19 protein-coding genes are annotated in these 19,282 nt (G+C 60.7%); 7 read left to right on the forward strand and 12 right to left on the reverse strand.

Annotated elements, in window-relative coordinates; genetic code table 11:
* Positions 1–73: 73 nt before the first annotated feature.
* Positions 74–355: a hypothetical protein gene (locus tag JJB09_RS09730; protein WP_201656720.1), complete on the forward strand. Its 282-nt coding sequence runs from the start codon at positions 74–76 to the stop codon at positions 353–355.
* A gap of 57 nt (positions 356–412) precedes the next feature.
* On the forward strand, positions 413–1,621 hold the full coding sequence (locus JJB09_RS09735; RefSeq protein WP_201656723.1) for a TIGR03862 family flavoprotein: 1,209 nt from the start codon (positions 413–415) through the stop codon (positions 1,619–1,621).
* A 5-nt stretch (positions 1,622–1,626) separates the two neighbouring features.
* On the opposite strand, the gene JJB09_RS09740 is transcribed toward JJB09_RS09735, so the two are convergent.
* Entirely contained in the window at positions 1,627–2,028 is a 402-nt protein-coding gene (locus tag JJB09_RS09740; RefSeq protein WP_201656726.1) for a (R)-mandelonitrile lyase, read from the reverse strand.
* A 153-nt stretch (positions 2,029–2,181) separates the two neighbouring features.
* Here JJB09_RS09740 and ggt point away from each other — a divergent pair, with 153 nt between their 5' ends.
* Positions 2,182–3,927, forward strand: coding sequence for a gamma-glutamyltransferase (gene ggt / locus JJB09_RS09745; protein ID WP_201656729.1), 1,746 nt, complete (start codon positions 2,182–2,184; stop codon positions 3,925–3,927).
* Here ggt and JJB09_RS09750 read toward each other — a convergent pair.
* From JJB09_RS09750 to JJB09_RS09785, 8 genes are all read right to left on the reverse strand, one after another.
* A complete protein-coding gene (locus tag JJB09_RS09750; protein ID WP_201656732.1) occupies positions 3,921–4,658 on the reverse strand; it encodes a copper homeostasis protein CutC in 738 nt (245 codons plus the stop codon). The two genes, ggt and JJB09_RS09750, sit on opposite strands and share 7 nt — an antisense overlap.
* Positions 4,642–5,565 carry an ROK family protein gene (locus JJB09_RS09755; RefSeq protein WP_201656735.1) on the reverse strand — a complete coding sequence of 308 codons (924 nt, stop codon included), beginning with the start codon at positions 5,563–5,565 and terminating at the stop codon, positions 4,642–4,644. The genes JJB09_RS09750 and JJB09_RS09755 overlap by 17 nt, the downstream gene beginning before the upstream one ends.
* Positions 5,566–5,776: 211 nt before the next feature.
* The gene (locus JJB09_RS09760) at positions 5,777–6,778 is read right to left on the reverse strand and encodes an ABC transporter ATP-binding protein (RefSeq protein ID WP_201656738.1); all 1,002 of its coding nucleotides are present in this window, start codon (positions 6,776–6,778) and stop codon (positions 5,777–5,779) included.
* A 15-nt stretch (positions 6,779–6,793) separates the two neighbouring features.
* Complete coding sequence (locus JJB09_RS09765) at positions 6,794–7,852, reverse strand: Gfo/Idh/MocA family protein (protein ID WP_201656741.1); 1,059 nt, start codon at positions 7,850–7,852, stop codon at positions 6,794–6,796.
* Positions 7,849–8,688: a carbohydrate ABC transporter permease gene (locus JJB09_RS09770; protein ID WP_201656744.1), complete on the reverse strand. Its 840-nt coding sequence runs from the start codon at positions 8,686–8,688 to the stop codon at positions 7,849–7,851. The genes JJB09_RS09765 and JJB09_RS09770 overlap by 4 nt, the downstream gene beginning before the upstream one ends.
* Positions 8,689–8,698: 10 nt before the next feature.
* Positions 8,699–9,649: a carbohydrate ABC transporter permease gene (locus JJB09_RS09775; RefSeq protein ID WP_201656747.1), complete on the reverse strand. Its 951-nt coding sequence runs from the start codon at positions 9,647–9,649 to the stop codon at positions 8,699–8,701.
* A gap of 182 nt (positions 9,650–9,831) precedes the next feature.
* Entirely contained in the window at positions 9,832–11,091 is a 1,260-nt protein-coding gene (locus tag JJB09_RS09780; protein WP_201656750.1) for an ABC transporter substrate-binding protein, read from the reverse strand.
* 58 nt (positions 11,092–11,149) lie between these two features.
* Positions 11,150–12,040 (reverse strand): N-acetylmuramic acid 6-phosphate etherase, encoded by an 891-nt coding sequence (locus JJB09_RS09785; protein ID WP_201656753.1) that lies wholly within the window; start codon positions 12,038–12,040, stop codon positions 11,150–11,152.
* A 206-nt stretch (positions 12,041–12,246) separates the two neighbouring features.
* Here JJB09_RS09785 and JJB09_RS09790 point away from each other — a divergent pair, with 206 nt between their 5' ends.
* The 4 genes from JJB09_RS09790 to nagA are packed head-to-tail and all read left to right on the forward strand — an operon-like array spanning position 12,247 to position 16,097.
* Entirely contained in the window at positions 12,247–13,134 is an 888-nt protein-coding gene (locus JJB09_RS09790) for a glucosamine kinase nucleotide-binding domain-containing protein (RefSeq protein ID WP_201656756.1), read from the forward strand.
* Positions 13,131–13,895 carry a GntR family transcriptional regulator gene (locus tag JJB09_RS09795; RefSeq protein ID WP_201656759.1) on the forward strand — a complete coding sequence of 255 codons (765 nt, stop codon included), beginning with the start codon at positions 13,131–13,133 and terminating at the stop codon, positions 13,893–13,895. The genes JJB09_RS09790 and JJB09_RS09795 overlap by 4 nt, the downstream gene beginning before the upstream one ends.
* 28 nt (positions 13,896–13,923) lie before the next feature.
* The gene (locus tag JJB09_RS09800; protein ID WP_201656867.1) at positions 13,924–14,946 is read left to right on the forward strand and encodes an SIS domain-containing protein; all 1,023 of its coding nucleotides are present in this window, start codon (positions 13,924–13,926) and stop codon (positions 14,944–14,946) included.
* Positions 14,943–16,097 carry an N-acetylglucosamine-6-phosphate deacetylase gene (nagA, locus tag JJB09_RS09805; RefSeq protein WP_201656762.1) on the forward strand — a complete coding sequence of 385 codons (1,155 nt, stop codon included), beginning with the start codon at positions 14,943–14,945 and terminating at the stop codon, positions 16,095–16,097. Before JJB09_RS09800 ends, nagA begins: the two co-directional genes overlap by 4 nt.
* Here nagA and JJB09_RS09810 read toward each other — a convergent pair whose 3' ends face one another.
* The 3 genes from JJB09_RS09810 to JJB09_RS09820 all read right to left on the reverse strand — a co-directional run bounded on the left by JJB09_RS09810 (position 16,098) and on the right by JJB09_RS09820 (position 18,810).
* Positions 16,098–18,011 (reverse strand): FUSC family protein, encoded by a 1,914-nt coding sequence (locus JJB09_RS09810; RefSeq protein WP_201656764.1) that lies wholly within the window; start codon positions 18,009–18,011, stop codon positions 16,098–16,100.
* Complete coding sequence (locus JJB09_RS09815; protein WP_201656766.1) at positions 18,008–18,457, reverse strand: MarR family winged helix-turn-helix transcriptional regulator; 450 nt, start codon at positions 18,455–18,457, stop codon at positions 18,008–18,010. The genes JJB09_RS09810 and JJB09_RS09815 overlap by 4 nt, the downstream gene beginning before the upstream one ends.
* A 125-nt stretch (positions 18,458–18,582) precedes the next feature.
* Positions 18,583–18,810 (reverse strand): hypothetical protein, encoded by a 228-nt coding sequence (locus JJB09_RS09820; RefSeq protein ID WP_201656767.1) that lies wholly within the window; start codon positions 18,808–18,810, stop codon positions 18,583–18,585.
* Positions 18,811–19,282 lie beyond the last annotated feature (472 nt).

A 19,282-nucleotide genomic window follows, 5' to 3' on the forward strand; every position in this document is an offset into this window, starting at 1 on the left:
ACCCCGGCGCGATACAAGCACGGGCGACATGGGGAGGATAACCCGCATTCCGATGCGCCAAAGGGACACTTCCATGACAACGACGCCACTGAACCTCTGGTTCGATCTCTCCCGCCTTGCCTTCGAATCCAACATGGTGGTTGCACTGCGCATGGTGCGGCTCGCCGGCGGCGATCAAAAGGCCTGGTCCGAGGCGCAATTGATGGTTTCGGAGAAAGTCCAGACCGCCATGGCACTCGCCGTTGAAAACTCGTTTGCGCTGGCGGGCGGAAAATCCATGAACGCGATCGGCAGCCACAGCGTCGCGAAATACCGCACGGCGGTTCGCAAGAACCATGAGCGCCTGTCGAGGTAGCTTGCACGACGAAGCCTTGCGGTCCATGACTGGACCTGAAGGAATCGGGCAAAGCAAATGGACAAGTCAAATATCGCGATTATCGGTGGTGGCCCAGCTGGGTTGATGGCGGCGGACGTGTTGTCGTCGTCAGGTCATCGAGTGACTGTCTATGACGCCATGCCGACAGTGGGTCGCAAATTCCTGCTCGCCGGCAAATCCGGCCTCAATCTTACGCATTCGGAAGACTACGCGCGGTTCACATCACGGTTCGGCGAAGCTGGAGACAGGCTGCGGCCGGCATTGGATGGCTTCCGCCCCGAGGATATCAGGGCATGGGCCGCAGGACTCGGCACCGAGACATTCGTCGGCACCTCGGGACGCGTGTTTCCCACCGTCATGAAAGCCTCACCGCTGCTGCGTGCATGGCTTCGCAGGCTGGAAGCCCAAGGCGTAACGATCCGGACGCGCCACCGCTGGACGGGCTTTGATGGCGACGGCCTGCAGTTCGTAACGCCAGAAGGCGTGACGACCGTCAGCAGCGACGCAACATTACTTGCCCTGGGCGGCGCAAGCTGGCCACGGCTTGGATCGGACGCCGCCTGGACGCCATGGCTCGGCGAAAGAGGCGTGAAGATCGCCGGCTTCCGGCCCGCCAATTGCGGTTTCGATGTCGACTGGACCGAGAATTTCCGTGAACGTTTCGCCGGCGCGCCGGTCAAGTCGGTGACCGCAGCCTCGGACGCGGGCACTATCCAGGGCGAATTCGTAGTCGGCCAGCATGGCATCGAGGGCAGTCTGGTCTATGCGCATGCGGCAAGCCTGCGCGACCGGCTGGAACGCGGCGAAGAGGCGGTGCTGACAATCGACCTTCTGCCGGGCAGGACCGCCGAACGGATTGCCGGCGACCTGGCGAGACAGCCGTCCAAGGCGAGTTTTTCGACGCGGTTGCGCAAAGGTGCAGGTCTTGAAGGCGTCAAGGCAGCATTGCTGCGCGAGGTCGAGCCGGACTGCGCCCGCCTTGATGCCGGCCAGCTGGCAAAACGCATCAAGGCCTTACCGCTGAAAGTGCTGCGACCACGACCGATTGCCGAGGCAATCTCCTCCGCGGGCGGCATCGCGTGGAGCGATGTCGATGAAAACTACATGCTCAAGGAACTACCCGGCATGTTCGTCGCCGGCGAAATGCTCGATTGGGAAGCCCCGACCGGCGGTTACCTGTTGACGGCGTGCTTCGCCACCGGACGCGCAGCGGCGCAGGGCATGCAGGCCTGGCTGCGCCGCTGAATTGCTCACACCTTGGCTGAGTATTGCGCGTCGCTGACCGGCTCCAACCAGTCGGCCGTTTTGCCCTCGAGTGCCTCCTGGATGGCGAGATGGGTCATGGCCGTGGTAGGCGATGCACCGTGCCAGTGCTTTTCTCCGGGTGCAAACCAGACCACGTCTCCCGCACTGATGACCTGAATGGGACCATCCCAGCTCTGGGCAAGTCCCGAGCCGGCCGTCACCACCAGCGTCTGCCCAAGCGGGTGGGTGTGCCACGCCGTGCGCGCGCCCGGCTCGAATGTGACGTTGACGGCGCGCACCTGCGACGGCGCCGGCGCCTCGATGATCGGGTCCTGCCGGACAGAGCCGGTGAAATAGGCCGATGACGGCGTGACCGATGGCCGCGAGCCACAACGCTTGATATCCATTTTCATCTCCTTTGCTCGCAGAACCGCGAAAGCAATTGCATACGTTACTACCGTGTTCACGCTTCCCTGCGCAATCGCCAGCAGGCTCCACTGGACAATTGTCGCGCGAGGCCTAAGATTTCTGCACGAGTTCAAACCGGTCAGGAGAGTGCAATGTCCAGTCGTGGCAGATCCTTCTTGGCGGCAGTGCTGTCAGCCACCCTCGTTCTCGCCCCACCGCAGATACTGCTTGCAGCCTCCCCGCAACCGGTCGGCGCTCAAAACGGCATGGTCGTCACCGCCCATCATCTGGCCTCCGAGGCAGGTGTAGAGGCACTGAAGAGCGGTGGCAATGCAATCGATGCCGCCGTTGCCGTCGGCTACGTGCTGGCGGTCGTCTATCCCGTGGCAGGCAATATCGGCGGCGGCGGCTTCATGACGATCCGACTGAAGGACGGCAAGACGGCGTTTCTCGATTTTCGCGAGCGCGCGCCGCTCGCCGCCACGAAAACCATGTATCTCGATGCCAACGGCGATGTGGTCAAGGGTGCCAGCACCAATGGCTATCTCGCTGTCGGCGTGCCGGGCTCGGTCATGGGGCTGGAGACCGCCCGCGAAAAGTACGGCACCAAATCCCGCGCTGAATTGATGGCGCCAGCCATCAAGCTTGCGCGGGACGGTTTTTCGCTGGAACAGGGCGACGTCGCCTCGCTGGCTTCCGGTTTCAAGAAACTCTCCAGCGACAAGGCCGCCGCCGCCATCTTCCTCAAGCCAGATGGCAAGCCGCTGGAAATCGCGGACACACTCAAGCAACCGGACCTCGCAACAAGCCTCGAGGCGGTATCGAAAGACGGTCCGGACGCTTTCTACAAGGGCGCGGTCGCCGACAAGATCGTGGATGCGAGCCGCGCAACGGGCGGCATTCTCGCAAAACAGGATTTCGAACAGTATGCAGTGCGGGAGCTTGAGCCGGTCACCTGCAGCTATCGCGGCTACCAGATCCTGTCATCGCCGCCGCCAAGCTCTGGTGGCATCATCATCTGCGAAATCCTCAACATCCTGGAAGGTTATCCACTCTCCTATCTCGGCCAGAGTTCGTCGGCGACAGTACATGCGATGGTCGAGGCCATGCGTTACGCTTTTGCCGACCGCAACGCCGCGCTCGGCGACCCGGACTTCGTCAAAAACCCGGTATCGACCCTGCTCGACAAGACCTATGCCAAGGCGATCCGCGACAGCATCAATCCCTACAAGGCTGGCAAATCAGCCGATGTGACGCCGCTTGGATTGGCGGAAAGCAACGAGACCACCCACTACTCCATCGTCGACAAGGACGGCAATGCCGTCGCCGTGACCTATACGCTGAACGGCTCGTTCGGCGCAGGCGTCGTTGCGCCGGGCACCGGCATCCTGCTCAACAACGAGATGGACGATTTTACATCCAAGCCCGGCGTCGCCAATCTTTACGGTCTGGTCCAGGGCGAAGCCAATGCGATCGCGCCGAAGAAGACCCCGCTATCCTCCATGAGCCCGACAATCGTCACCAAGGACGGCAAACTGTTCATGGTCATCGGCAGCCCCGGAGGCGCTCGCATCATCACAATCACGCTGGAAGCGATCATCAATGTCATTGACCATGGCATGACCATTCAGGAAGCCATCGATGCACCGCGATTTCATCACCAGTGGCAGCCGGACCGCGTGGTCATGGAGCCTTACGCCCTTTCGTCCGACACACTGAAAATGCTTGCGGAAATGGGCCACAATGTCCAACTCGACCTGGGATGGCCTATCTGGGGCCAGGCGGCGGGCATTCTTGTCGGCGGCAAAAGCCTGTCGGAAATCGAGCAAGGCGGAGGTGCGCGGCTGAATGGTGCGATGGACAGCCGCGCCGCATCAGGTGCAGCCAAAGGCTACTGAGCTGCCTTCAGCCGCGTCTTCAACGCGCGTACGAGCTTGACATCGGTCACCTTGACCGTGGGTTCGGAAAAGCCGAGCGCCACGATCCGCGGATCGGCAATGGCGCTATTTGCCGAACAGGAGGAATGCACCTCGGTAACATCGAGCCGGGCCAGTATCGCTTCGATCGTCTTCAGGTTGATGCCTGCGCCCGGCATGATCGAGATTCGCCCACCGGCAATGCGAACCGCCTCTGCCAGATCATCCAGCCCCTCCGGTGCCGTCTTCTTGCGGCCCGATGTCAGGATGCGCTCGAAACCGCATTCCACAGCCAGATCGATCGCCTCGGCGAGGTCAGGCACCAGATCGAAAGCCCGGTGCAATGTGCGCGGCATGCTGCCGACGGCATCGCACAACGTCCTCAATGTCTCGGCATCAAGCCGGCCGTCGGGCAGACTGGCACCGAACACGACACCCGCAAGCCCCGCGGACGCGGCGAAGAAGATATCGTTGGTCATCATGTCGATTTCGCGCGCCGTATAGGTGAAATCGCCGGCACGGGGACGGATCATCGCATAGCAGGGTACCGGCGAACGCGCCGCTACGCTCATCAGTCCCGCCGAAGGCGTCAAGCCGCCGAGCGCCAGTGCGCTGCAAAGCTCGATCCTGTCTGCCCCACCTTCGATCGCCGCGTTGAGCCCCGCAACGTCGTCGACGCAGACCTCGAGAAGTATTCTAGTGTTCGACGCCATTCCGTATGTGCTCCAGTCCCAGCATAGCCGCTCCAACCAGCCCGGGCTCGATATCACATTGAGCCCGAACAATCAGGGGCCGATCAAATCGCCGCAGGATTCGATTCCGGACTGTTTTGTCAATTTCAGTCAAAAGTGCGGCGGAGTTCGCAAGTCCGCCTCCAGCAGGCACAATAGTTGCACCCGTGATGTTTATCGCAAGTGCAAGCGGCGAACTCAAGAGATCGACATAGACGTCCACGGTCCGCGTTGCGTTCGGCTCATCCGCCTCCCAACCGGCGACAATTTCCGTGCTCGGCAGATCCACGCCATGGATCAGGCCATGCAGCCGCTCGAGACCCCGTGCGCCGCCCACCGTGTTGACGCATCCCTTCTGGCCGCAAGTGCAGGGATAGGCAGGAATCGCGACAGGCGGGTCGCCCGCGGCCTGCGCAATGATCGGCCCATGCCCCCATTCGCCGGCGAAACCGCCAGCAGCGTTGGCAAGCCGGCCATCGACCACCAGTCCGCCGCCCACGCCTGAGCCCAGGATGATGCCGAGTACAATGCGGTTGTTCCGGCCAGCGCCCTGCCCGGCTTCGGCCAGCACGAAACAATCGGCATCATTGGCAACCAGAACCGGAACGCCGAGGCGTGCTTCCAGATCGCCTGCCAGCCGCCGCTGGTCGATGCAGGGTATGTTGGCGCAGGTAATCACGCCGCTATCGGGATCGACCACGCCGGTCATCGAAATCGCCACGCATTGCGGCCGCTCGGGCAACCCGTCCAGTTTGGCTTTAAGGATATCGGCAAAGGCTGCGAAATCCTCAAGCGGTGTCGGATGCTTGTCGCCTATGGCGATATCATCGGCGGATCGCGCCACCGCGCTCTTGATCCAGCTTCCGCCAATGTCGAAGCAGAGGATCATGACAAGCCCCGGGCGAAGCTTTCACCCCCCTCTGCCCTGCCTGATATCTCCCCCTCAAGGGGGGAGATTGGATGGAGCGCACACTTTACCCAAACAACTCCCCTCACATCCTCAGCACGCACCTGTTCGGAGCCGGGGGATCGCCTCGAGTCGATCTCCCCCCTTGAGGGGGAGATCCCCGGCAGGGCAGAGGGGGGTGCGAACAGTCCTGTCATCTCATCGCTTTGCCGTTGGCGTCGAAGCGGTGCGTCGTGCCATTATTAGCCGATGCATAGACGACATCGTCGGGTGCATAGGCATGCTCGCCAAACAGGCGGACCGTCAGCAAGCCGGCCTTTTCGCTTTCCATGTAGACGATCGTGTCGGCGCCCAGGTGTTCGACATGGATGACCTTGCCGGACCACTGGCCGCTGTCGCGAGACAGCGACATATGCTCGGGACGGACACCAAGCGTCTTGTAGCCACTCTCGCCCAGACGATCCACGTCGATGAAGTTCATCTGCGGCGAACCGATGAAGCCGGCAACGAACAGGTTGTCCGGCCTGTTATACAGTTCCATCGGCGAACCGACCTGCTCGACCCGGCCAGCATTCAGCACCACGATCTTGTCTGCCAGCGTCATCGCCTCGACCTGGTCGTGGGTCACATAGATCATCGTCGCCTTGAGCCGGCGATGAAGCCGGGCGATCTCGAGCCGGGTCTGTACGCGCAGCGCGGCATCCAGATTGGAAAGCGGCTCGTCGAACAGGAAGAGCTGTGGCTCGCGCACGATGGCGCGACCGATGGCAACGCGCTGGCGCTGGCCACCTGAAAGTTCGGCAGGGCGCCGTTCGAGATAGGGATCGAGCGACAGCAGTGCCGAAGCTTCCTGCACTCGACTTTCGATCTCGGCTTTGGGCGTGCCGGCTTGCTTGAGGCCAAGGCCCATATTGTCGCGCACCGTCAGATGCGGATAGAGCGCATAGGACTGGAAGACCATGGCAATGCCGCGCTTGGCGGGCGGCACCGCCGAGACTTCCTTGCCGTCGATGACGATCTGGCCTGAGGTGATGTCCTCAAGCCCGGCGATCGAGCGCAGCAGCGTGGACTTGCCGCAGCCGGACGGGCCGACGAAAATGACGAACTCGCCGTCCTTGACTTCGAGATCGATGCCCTTGAGCACGTTGACTTGGCCAAAAGACTTGCTGACCGATTTGAGCGTAAGGTTACCCAAGGAGCCTCTCCAGGTTCAAAGATCTATCATTTTGCCGGTGCGCACGCTCTCATCCGCCGCAAGGCAGATCCGCAGCGATTGCACGGCATCATTCATATGCCGGGTCAGGTCGATATCCTCGCGGATCGCCTTGAGCACATAGGCTTGCTCGAGGTCGCAAAGCTCCTGATGACCGGGCTCGCCCGCCATCTGCAGCATCTGGTCGGCTTCGAGGAACTTGCCGTCAGGGCCTGTCTTGGCCTTGTGCAGGCGGATCGTCGAGGTCTTGGTGTGAGTGTCGATGTCGTCTGATTTGGCGTTCGGGTCCATGACGATCGACACGCTGCCGTTTGGCGACATCACGTCCTTGACGAAGAAAGCGGTCTCCGAGATCATCGGACCCCAGCCGGCTTCGTACCAGCCGATGGAGCCGTCGTCGAAGGTCACCTGCAGGTGGCCGTAATTGTACATATCAGGCGCAATTTCGTCGGAAAGCCTGAGGCCCATGCCGCGCACCGAAACCGGCTTGGCATCGGTGATCTGGCACATCACGTCGACGTAATGCACACCGCAATCGACGATCGGCGGCGTGGTCTGCATCAGCGCCTTGTGGGTGCCCCAGGTTTTGCCTGAGGACTGCTGGTTGAGGTTCATGCGGAAGACGAAGGGGCCACCCAGATCGCGCGACAATTCGATCAGCTTGATCCACGACGGATGATGGCGGAGGATGTAGCCGATCACCATTTTGCGGCCATTGGCCTTGGCGCAGGCGACGACGCGTTCGGCATCGGCCACAGTGGTCGCCAACGGCTTTTCCACGAACACATGGCAGCCCGCTTCCATTGCCTTGATCGCATAGGCGGCATGGCTGTCTGAATAGGTGTTGATCGAGCAGAGCTCGGGCTTCAATTCCGCCAGCGCCTCGTCGAAGGACGGCAGGATCTCGCGACCGGCAAGCGGCGCCGGCAGCTCGGGCTTGGAGCGGTTGACGAGACCGACGATCTCGAAGCCGGGATTGTTGGCATAGGCGAGCGCATGGCTCATGCCCATATTGCCGAGACCGGCGACGAGAACCCGGATGGGCGATGCACTCATTTAACTGCTCCTGCCGTAATGCCGCGGATAAGCTGCCGCGAGAAAATCATGTAAAGTACGAGGACGGGTGCGATGGCGAGCGACAGAGCCGCCAGCACTGCGTTCCAGTTGGTGACGAATTGGCCAATAAAGATCTGCGCCCCCAGCGTGATCGTCTTGGTGCTTTCACCCGGCGCCAGGATCAGCGGGAACCACAGGTCGTTCCAGATCGGGATCATGGTAAACACTGCGACCGTGGCCATGGCCGGACGGATCAGCGGCAACACCAGCCGGAAGAAGATCCTGTATTCCGAAAGCCCGTCGATGCGGCCGGCATTCTTCAGGTCGTCGGAAACCGTCTTCATGAATTCCGACAGGATGAAAATCGCCAGCGGCAGACCTTGCGCGGTATAGACCAGGATAAGCGCCGTCAGCGTGTTGACGAGCCCAGTCGCCACCATGCCCTGCAGGATGCCGATCGTGCCGAGGCGGATCGGGATCATGATGCCGAGGGCCATGTAAAGACCCATCATCGTATTGCCGCGGAAGCGGTATTCGGAGAGTGCGAACGCCGCCATGGCACCGAACAGCAGCACGAGCGCGATCGCAACAACGGTGACGATCATCGAGTTCTGCATGTAGTGGACGAAATCCCCCTGCCCCAGCACTGTCTGGTAGCCGATCAGATCGAAGGTCGACGGGGTCGGCGGCTGCATCGGATTACGGAAAATGGCATTGCGCGACTTGAACGAGTTGATGATCGTCAAAACGACGGGAAACAGGGCGATCGCGGTATAGGCGAGCAGCACTGCATGGGCTGCGATCGACTTCGATGTCGAGGTGCGGGCCTTGGACATATCGCTCTCCTCAGAACTGGTAGTGGCGCATGCGCCGCTGGATGGCGAACAGATAGAAGCTGACGCCGGCGAGGATGATCAGGAACATCACGGCGGCAATCGTCGCGCCCATCGAGCGGTCACCGAGCTGCAGCTGGAAGCCGAAGAAGGTGCGGTAGAGCAACGTGCCGAGAATATCGGTCGATCCATCCGGCCCGGCGAGCGCGCCCTGCACGGTGTAGATCAGGTCGAACGCATTGAAGTTGCCGACGAAAGTCAGGATCGAGATGATGCCGATCGCCGGCAGCACCAGCGGCAGCTTGATCTTCCAGAACTGGCTCCAGCCGGTGATGCCGTCCATTTCCGCCGCCTCGATGATCTCGTCGGGAATATTGAGAAGCGCCGCGTAGATCAGCATCATCGGGATGCCGACATATTGCCAAACCGAGATCAGCGACACGGTAATGAGCGCGGAGCTCGGCTTGCCGAGCCAGGGGGCGAACAGGAATTTCAGGTGCATCACGTCGAGCAGGTACGGCGTCACGCCCCAGATCGGCGACAGGATCAGCTTCCAGATAAAGCCGACAATGACGAAGGACAGCAGCGTCGGAAGGAAGATGGCGGTGCGATAGAATGCCGAGAAGCGCAGCCGTGGCAGCGACAGCAGCGCCGCGAGCGCAATGCCGATCGGGTTCTGCACCAGCATATGAATGATGAAGAAAATGACGTTGTTTTTCAGGGCGTTCCAGAAATCTGCCGCCCATCGCGGCTCGCCGAACAGCGTGGCGAAATTGCCGAAGCCCACGAACACCCGTTGTCCGTCGACCTGGTTGAAGAAGGAGAGCCAAAGCGTGTTCGCCAGGGGAATGATCATCACTGCCGTGTAGACGATGACAGCCGGCAGAAGAAAAAAGATGATGTGCCAGCGAAACGGTCGCCGGACCGGGCTGACTGCGTTGATCATGTCGGCTGGATCGGACATTCGAAATCTTCCGTCTACTGGTGAAGGAACCTGGCCCCGCGCGTGCGCGTGTCCGCCAAGTATGGCCCAAGCCCTCTGGCTTGTCATGCATCCCCGAAGTGGCGGGGGGAGCCTATAGCAGTCCACTTGCAAATATGGCGGCGCTCTATTGGATGCGCCGCCACAATGTCATGCCTTGAGGCTTACTTGGCCGGCTTGTACCAGCTGTCGAGGCCCTTCTGCAGCTTCTCGGCGGCAACAGCCGGAGTATCCGTGCCGTTGATCACGTTGGCGGATTCAACCCACGTTTCGTTTTCGAGGTTCGGCGTGCCACGCGACAGGATCTGGTAGGTCGAGCGGATCGTCGACTTGCACTTTTCGCGCCAAGAGACGAATTCCTGAGCGAGCGGATCCTGCATCTTCACGGCCGTCTTGTTGAGGCTGAAGAAGCCCGGCAGGGAGTTGGCGTACATGTCGGCGAATTCCGGCGAGGAAATCCAGGTCAGCAGCTTTTCGGCTTCTGCCTTGTGCGCCGTCTTTGCATTCATGCCGACGCCGATATCAGTGTGGTCGGAGATGTAGCAATCGTCACCGTCCTTGGCGACCGGCGGAGCGAACGCGCCCATCTTGAACTGCGCCTGGGTGTTGAAGCCGCCGATTTCCCAAGAACCGGCCGGGTAGATCGCCGCGCGGCCGAGCGTGAAGAGATTCTGGCTGTCAGGATAGGTCTGGGCTTCGAAACCGTCACCGAGGTAATCCTTCCACTTGGCGAGCACTTCATACGGCTTGACCCACTGCTCGTCAGTCAGCTTCTGCTCACCCTTCAGCAGCGCGTTGCGGCCTTCTTCACCCTTCCAGTAGTTCGGACCAATGTTCTGGTAGCCCATAGTGGCAGCTTCCCAGAGGTCCTTGGTGCCCATCGCCATCGGAATGTAGGTGCCGTCTGCCTTGATCTTTTCAAGCGCAGCGAAGAACTCGGCTTCGGTCTTCGGCGGGGTGATGCCGAGCTTGTCGAAGGCGTCCTTGTTGTAGATGAAACCATGGATGACCGAAGCCATCGGCACGCAGAAAGCTGCAGAGCCATCGTCCGTCGTCCAGGCGGACTTGGCGACGTCGGAGAAGTTCTCCATGCCCGGGTTCTTGGTGATGTCGGCCAGATAGCCCTTCTTGTAGAGTTCAAGCGAGGCATCGAACGGACGGCAGGTGATCAGGTCGCCAGCCGAACCGGATTCAAGCTTCGCATTCAGCGCAGCGTTGTATTCGGTCGGAGCGGACGGCGCGAACACCACCTTGATGCCCGGGTTCTTGGCTTCGAACGCCGGGATCAGCTTGTCCTTCCAGATCGCCAGGTCGTCGTTGCGCCAGCTCTCGATCGTCAGCGTGACATCCTCGGCGGATGCCGCGCCGGCATAGGCCAGCACGCTGGCACCCAGAAGGAGTGCCTTGATAGTGGTACGGGTCATGTGGTTCTCCCTGTTATTTCGACGCCACCATGGCGTTCTCTAAACCTTTGTTCCCATTCTATCTGCCGAGCATGCCGAGCGCGCGCCGAACGTTGTGGCCGCTTTCCCGAAGCATTGCTTCAGCCGAATTCCTGTCTTCCGCGCCCGCAGCAAGTAGAATTGCTGTTTTGACCGATCCCGAGGCGACATCGACGAACCGCACAGCCTGCGCGATTTCGATGCCGGCGATCTCGGACACTATCCGGGCCGCGCGGTTTTGCAATTTCTTATTGTCTGCCTGCAGATTGACCATATAGCCGTCATGGACGTGCCCCAGGCGCACAGCCATCAACGTCGAAAGCATGTTGAGTGCTATTTTCTGTGCTGTGCCGGCGCCCATGCGGGTCGAGCCCGACACCATTTCAGGCGGCGTCTCGAGCAGCACCGCAACATCGGCGCCCTCAAACAACGTTGCACCCTGATTGTTGGCGATCGCGACGATCTTGGCGCCCTTGGCACGCGCCACCTCGACCAGCGCCAAAGCGTAGGGCGTCGAGCCGCTTGCCGACACGCAGATGACGCAGTCTCCGGCATCGATCTGCTGCGCATCCTCCTTGGCCTGCTCAAGATCGTCCTCCGGAGCGCCAGCCAGATTGGAGAGCGCGCCGAGTCCGCCTGCAAGCAGGATGACGATCTGAGACTGGGGAATTCCATAAGTACCATGAAGCTCGAGCGCATCGGCCATGGCCATCAGGCCGGAACTGCCGGCACCCGCATAGATGAGCTTGCGGCCAGATGAGACGGCCTGCGCCGCAAGCGCCGACGCTTCGGCGATCGCATCGAGCGCCCCATCGACGGATTTTGCGGCCTGCTGCTGGGCGGCGCTCAAAAGTCGGAGGATTTCGGTCGGCACCTTCGTGTCGATCCCCCGCGCATTTTCGTTTTGTGCCTCAGTACCCCGTGCGGCCATACAATTTCTCCTCTGGTCCGGATAATGCCAAAAAAATACCACTTGTCCAGAAAAAATTACTCAACCATTAAATTTTCGTCACACCGATAACAAAGCGCGAAAATAAACCTCACAATTTCAATGGAATAGGGAAATTGTTGAAAATCCCATAATTCCGGCTTGGTTATTGGTATTTTTTTGGTATGCTTTCTAACAGGAGGCTTTTCATGCGCGAATTTCTCATTGGTATTGACGGAGGCGGCACAAGTTGCCGCGCGGCAGTTGCCGATGCCGAGGGGCGTATCCTCGGCTACGGCAAGAGCGGCGCCGCCAACATCATGACCGCTCCCGACACGGCGCTGGCCAATATAGAGAAAGCCGCGCGCGCCGCCTTCCTAAACGCAGGTCTGAGTGAAGACCTCGTTAACAGCGCCCGTGCCTATCTCGGCCTGGCCGGCAACAATGTCGAGGACACCGTCGCCTATATTTCGGCACGGCTTCCCTTTGCCGAATCCACCATCGAGTCGGACGGCTTCATCGCACTTCAGGGCGCGCTGGGCGATGGCGACGGCGCGGTCGCCATTCTCGGCACCGGCAGTATTTTTATTGCCAGATGCGACACATCTGTTCATTACATCGGCGGCTGGGGCTACCATATCGGCGATCTCGGCAGTGGCGCCAGACTCGGTCAGATGGCGCTGGTCGAGAGCCTGCTCGCTTACGATCTTATTTCCCCTCCGTCGCCAATGACCACCGCGCTTCTCGGCGAGTTCAACAACGAGCCACCCAAGATGGTGGGGTTTTCTCAACGCGCCAAGCCGGGTGATTTCGGCCGCTACGCCCCGTATGTCTTCGACTACGCCAGCCAGGGCGACCAGACCGCCAACCGCATCCTCACACTATCCGCCGGTTGGGTGGATGCCGCTTTGGACCGCGTCTCCGATCTGACCAACGGCGGGCGGCTGTGCCTGCTGGGCGGTCTGGCCACGCTCTATCCGCCCTATCTCGCCGAACGACATCGCGAGCGGCTCGTCGTACCGGCAGCCGATGCGCTGACCGGCGCCATAGCACTTGCCAAATCGACCTATGGCTCCAGCATGGAGAGGTCGCGATGAACGAGGTGCTTTCAGCCATCCTCACGCCTGCCGATCTGCAAACGGGCTCCTCGGGCCCGCTGTATGTAAAACTTCGGCAATCGCTGGAAGACGCGATCCTGAGCGGCAAGCTGGCGCATGGCCAGGCGCTGCCGGCCGAACGGGATCTGGCGGAGTTCGCCAATGTCAGCCGCGTTACGGTGCGCAAGGCGGTCGATGAACTGGTGCGGGACGGCCTGCTGACCCGCAAGCACGGCTCCGGCACCTTCGTCAACAAGCCGGTTTCCAAGATGCAGCAGCCGCTTTCGCGACTGACTTCGTTCAGCGAAGACATGGCGCGGCGCGGTTACGTCACGCGCTCGGAATGGCTTGAGCGGGGCCTGTTTCACCCTTCACCGGACGAAATGATGAAGCTCGGCCTCAAGGTTGACATGATGGTGGCGCGTCTTGCGCGTTTGCGCATCGCCAACGACCTGCCGCTTGCCATCGAGCGCGCCAGCCTTGCTGCTGACATTCTGCCCGACCCGGCTGCCGTCGAGATTTCGCTTTACGCAGAACTGCAGCGTCTGGGCGCAACGCCCGTACGCGCTGTCCAGCGGATCTCGGCCTGCAATGTCGATGGCCAGGATGCCGCGTTGCTTGCGGTGCCGGTCGGTGCGGCCGGACTTTCCATAGAACGCGTCTCCTATCTCGCCTCGGGTCGGGTGGTCGAGTTCACACGCTCCCTCTACCGAGGCGATGCCTATGATTTTGTAGCGGAAATGACGCTCACCGATGTCTGACCGCGGTTTTGAAGAAGAGAGAATGACCATGACCACCCACATGCGCCAGGAAATCGACGAAATCCCGCAAGCCGTCGCGCGCCTGCTTCAAGGATCGGCGGCGAGCCTGAAAAAGGCGGGCCATTCACTTCGGGAGAAGGATCCCGCTTTCCTCATCACGATTGCCCGCGGCTCCTCGGACCATGCCGCTCACTTCATCAAATACGCAATCGAGCAGCAGGCAGGCCGCGCGGTCGCCTCGATCGGACCGTCGCTGGCCTCGATCTACGGCAAGTCGCTCAGGCTCGACCGGGCCGGTGCGATCAGCATTTCCCAATCCGGCAAAAGCCCCGACATCGTCGCCATGGCACAGTCGGCGACCGCCTCCGGGGCCTTGACCATCGCACTCACCAACACGCTGCCCTCACCGCTCGCGGAGGCATCGGCACATCCAATCGATATCAACGCCGGCCCTGAACTGGCTGTTGCGGCGACAAAGTCCTTCGTCAACTCTATTGTCGCCGGCCTCGCAATTCTCGCCGAATGGACTGCGGACAAGGAACTCGCCCACTCAATCAACAACCTGCCGGAAAAGCTCACCCACGCCACCAAGCTCAGCTGGCAGGAACTGCATGACGAACTCGGCGAGGCGGAGTCGCTCTACATGCTGGGCCGAGGGCCCGCGCTGGCCATCGCCAGCGAAGCCGCATTGAAGTGCAAGGAAACCTCGGAAGTTCATGCCGAGGCCTATTCGAGCGCCGAAGTGCTGCACGGACCTGTGGCGCTGGTCGGGCGGCGCTTTCCGGTCATCACATTCGCGGCACGTGACGCGGCGGAAAAATCCGTCATCGAGACAGCCGATGGCCTGACGGAAAAGGGCGCCCTCGCCTTCATCACCGCCGATGGCGCAAAAGCCGCCCGTCGTCTTCCCTTCGTCGAAACCGGCCATCCGCTTACCGACGCGGTTGCGCTGATCGTGCCGTTCTACGGCTTTGCCGAAGCCTGGTCACGGTCACGGGGCTTCAATCCCGATGCACCACCCGCCCTCAAGAAAGTCACGGAAACACGATGAGCGATCTTACTGCGCTGACCAATGCCGACATTTTCGATGGTGCCGAATGGCATCGCGCCACCTCGCTCGTCATCGAAAACGGCAAGATCAAGACGGTCGGCGCGGACGTGCCGGCAGGCGCCCGGGTCATTGATGTGCAGGGCGCGCTCGTCGTGCCCGGCTTCATCGACCTGCAGGTCAATGGCGGCGGCGGCGTCATGCTCAACGATGAGCAAACGGTCGAGGGCCTTGCGCAGATCTGCGCCGCGCACGCGAAGTTCGGTACGACGGCGCTTCTGCCGACGCTGATTACCGACACACGGGAAATCACGGCGGCGGCGATCGCCGCCGGCAAGGATGCCAAGGCGAAGAAGGTGCCCGGCTTTCTTGGTCTGCATCTCGAAGGCCCGCATTTGTCAATCGCCCGCAAGGGAGCGCATGATCCCCAACTCATCCGGCCAATGGAACAGGTCGACCTCGAGCGGCTTCTGGCTCTCAAGGGCGAGTTTGATGGACTGATGATCACCGTTGCGCCTGAAAACACCACCGAGGATCAGGTTCGGCAGCTTGCGCAGGCAGGTTTCACCGTCAGCCTCGGCCACACCAACACCGCCTACGAGACAGCGGAGGCCTATGTGAAGGCCGGTGCGCGCACCGCGACCCATCTTTTCAACGCCATGAGCCCGCTGGAAAACCGCACGCCGGGCCTTGTGGGCACCGTCCTTAATGTCGGTAGCCTTTATGCAGGCATTATTGCTGACGGCTTCCATGTTCATCCGGCATCGATGAGCATCGCGCTCAGGGCCAAACAGGGCTCGGGCAAGATCTTCATCGTCTCTGACGCCATGTCGACCATCGGCACGGACCTGACGGGGTTCATGCTCAACGGAAGACAGATCTACCGCAAGGATGGCAGGTTGACGCTTGCCGACGGCACGCTCGCCGGCGCTGATATCGATATGCTCTCCTCAGTGCGGTTCGTGCATGAAAAGATCGGCCTTCCTTTCGAGGAAGCCTTGCGCATGGCCAGCCTTTATCCCGCCGAGGCTATCGGCGTGGCGGATCGCAAGGGCTTGCTGAAGCCCGGCTTCGATGCGGACTTCGTCGTTCTGGGCAGGGACCATGCAATGAAAAGCACATGGATCGGCGGCGATCAGGTGTTTTCCGCCTGATCAGCGCAGTCGAAAGAATTCCGCATTCTCTGCAAGGTATCGGGCGGCCACCCGGAACAATTCGGGTTGGGCCGCCGGTTCTGACGTGATCCTTGCAGCGGCAATTTCCAGCACTCGGCCGGCGCGTTCGGGCGCATGCTGCAACGACTTTAGCCGTCGCAATACTGCGATCACGACACGCTGCGCGCTTTCAGCCAGGCCGGGCTCCCGCAGCAGCTCATCCATATGCAGGATTGCATTGCCCACCGCCAGCACCGCCAAACCTCCCTCGGCTTCCGCCATCTCGCCGGACCCGATCTTGTCGCTCCAACGCACAAGCCGCAGCACCCGGTGATTGAGGCGCGCCAACCAGACATCCCTGTGCCTGGCAACACCTGCAGTGCCTGCCATTGTTTCCAGTTCACGCACCATCATGGATACCAGCGTATCGCGGCGACGTTTGAGATCGGTGGGAAATACCAGCCTGTAGGCGATGAATGCGATCAGCGGCCCGGTCACAACGGCCGCCGCCATAGCAAGCGACTGGCCAAACGTTCCCGCAAGTGGCAGTGCCGGATGCGAAAGCAGCAGCAGCACCATGTTGTAGTCGAAGCCCATCAAAGCCGTTGACCGATGCGATTGCAGGAACGGCCCGACCAGCATGAAGGGCAGCATCATCGCAACCAATTCGAGCTCACCGCCCGCATGCGGCCAGGCAAGCCAACGCAGCGCGATGGCACTGCAGGCACCGATGATCTGGCCGATGAACACGAAGCGCACGATGTAAGCCGGGTTGTCGGCGGGAGAAAACACCGATGCCATGACCGAGACGCCCAACATCATGAAGGGGCCGATGCTCCATCCGGTCACCAGCCAGAGCAATCCCACCGCCAGCATCGCGCTGGCTGCCCGAATCCCGGCCTGCGATGCGCCCACCCAGTCCCGGTGCAGCACGGGCAGCAACGGCGACGCGCGGCTTGCTTCCTCGCCTGGCAGATCGACTATATAGATCCGGATTGCGTCGATGAGATCCGTAAGGCTTTGCGTGGTGGCTGCGGCTTCGACATCGTGCAGAGCTGCCAGCAGATCTTCTGGAGAGCGATGCGCGTCGATCGCCGATCCAAATGCCTCCAGGGCCTCGGCCAATCGCGTGTTGGACTGTATCTCGCCATTCTTCAGCCGGAGAATTACCGAAACCTCGGCCGATATCAGCAACCGGATCGCCCTGATCGAGCGACGCGCTTTGATCGAACCGGCAGCATGCGGCTCAAGAACATCATCAATGTCGGCAAGTTCGGACAGGATGGCACGATGATTGTCGCCTGACCCAGTAGCGCCGCCGCGCAACGACGACACCAACTCTGCCAGCAGGCGGGCTGTAATACGACGCACGCGAAGCGCAAGGCCGCTTTCTTGGGTCCGGTCGGCGAAGATCCAGCCGATGGCCAGCGCCACCAGAACGCCGACGGCAACGGTCAAAAAGCGATCGAAGCCGAGGGCAAAGACCTGTTCCGGATGGGGCGTGTCGAGCAGCGCCACCATGGCTGCCGAATAGCCCGCGAGAATTGTGCCATAGGACAAGAAACCGCGAACTGCATTGCCCGCGCCCACGCAAAGACCAATCCACAGCACCAGTCCGGCGACCAGGACAGCTGCATTGCCATGCGAATATGCCACGAGGCCGACCCCGAACACCGTGCCGACCACAGTTCCCACGAGACGATAGCCGCTCTTTTCGAGCAACTGCCCGCGCACCGGCAGCGATGCCGACCAGACAGTCATGCCAGCCCATTGCGGATGCTCGAGCCCCAGCCTCCAGGCGATAGCCACTGCAATCAGCGCAGCAACCGCGGTGCGCAGGTTAAAGCCGAGCCTCGGCACATCGAAACCCCGGCGCGATAGCGCATCGGCAATGTCAGTCCTTGCGAATGTCACTCTTGCGCCGGCGAAAGCCGCCTCTCTATCTTTTCAAACACCGCCAGCGCAGAGGCAATTTCCGCGTCATCGAGATCAGCGAGCAACTCGGTCTCAGCCCGCACGAGAATGGCCCTTAGATCACGCTCGGCTGCCCTGCCCGCTTCTGTCAGAAAAAGCCTTTTTGAGCGTCGATCGATGGGATCGGGACGACGCTCCACCAGCCCGCGCGCCACCAGCATGTCGAGAAGCCGCACCAGGCTTGAGCCGTCTATGCCGACCCGCGCCGCAAGCTCCGTCTGGTTAAGCCCGTCCCCCGCCTCCCCCAGATGGATCAGCGGCGCCCAGGTGGCATCGGCCAGCCCGGCGGCCGCCAATCTCTCCTCGATTGCGCGCCGCCAACGGCGGGCGAGACCCGAAAAGGTGATGCCGAAGCGGAAACGTACGGTGTCTTGCATGTTGCTCATGCAGACTTGTTGCATATTATTGATTTGAATTCAAATGATTTACATTCAAGTTAATAATGGTGCACGCGCGTAACTATCGACCAAATCCTTGGGCAGCCATCAACGACACCTGCATGTTGGTAGGATCAGTGAACCGAGCGGGCGCGTGCGCGGATGACGCAGGCAAGCGCATAAAGGATGAGGCCGCCATTGAAGCCGATGACCGTCAGAACGAAAAGGAATATCGGCGTACCAAACGCGATGAAGGCGCTGAGAAATGTCGCGGCAATCAGGAAGGCGACAATGATCACGGCAAACAGCGACCGCAGCATGGCTGCGACCAGTCCTGTCAGCAATGATGTCATCAATACCATGGTTACCCCCGGCGCCTGTTCTGCGCTGAGATTGCCCCAACCTTTTTAAGAAAGGTTTATTCGCTGTTCTCGCATTCTAACGAAGAGCATATTAGTCGGACCGATATTTTCCCGCCGCTCTTCCTGTGCCACAATGCTACATCGTCAGTCGTTTGCAAGACATTTCCTGACTACCTGCAGATCCGCTTTAATTACAACAACTTGATATTCACTTCTGACGTACGGATTTTCTGCCCTCCTCGCCATAATCCGGCCGGTGATTAATCAATTGGATGGAGTGATTCGTGGTCGCGACAGGCCGCTATACATTCAGCTGGCACAGGCAATCTTTCTCGCTACAAGCCGGCAAAAGTCATGACCTCCACCAAAGGTGGAGGTTTGAAACGCTGCGCTTGAACCGCTAGAAGCGGTTTTGCTATAGATTAGTAGCTACGATTAAAGAGGTCGGTAAAGTCGGAAGCTTTGTCGACCT

Source organism: Phytoamicus setariae, assembly GCF_016722925.1.
Lineage (GTDB): Bacteria > Pseudomonadota > Alphaproteobacteria > Rhizobiales > Rhizobiaceae > Rhizobium_E > Rhizobium_E setariae.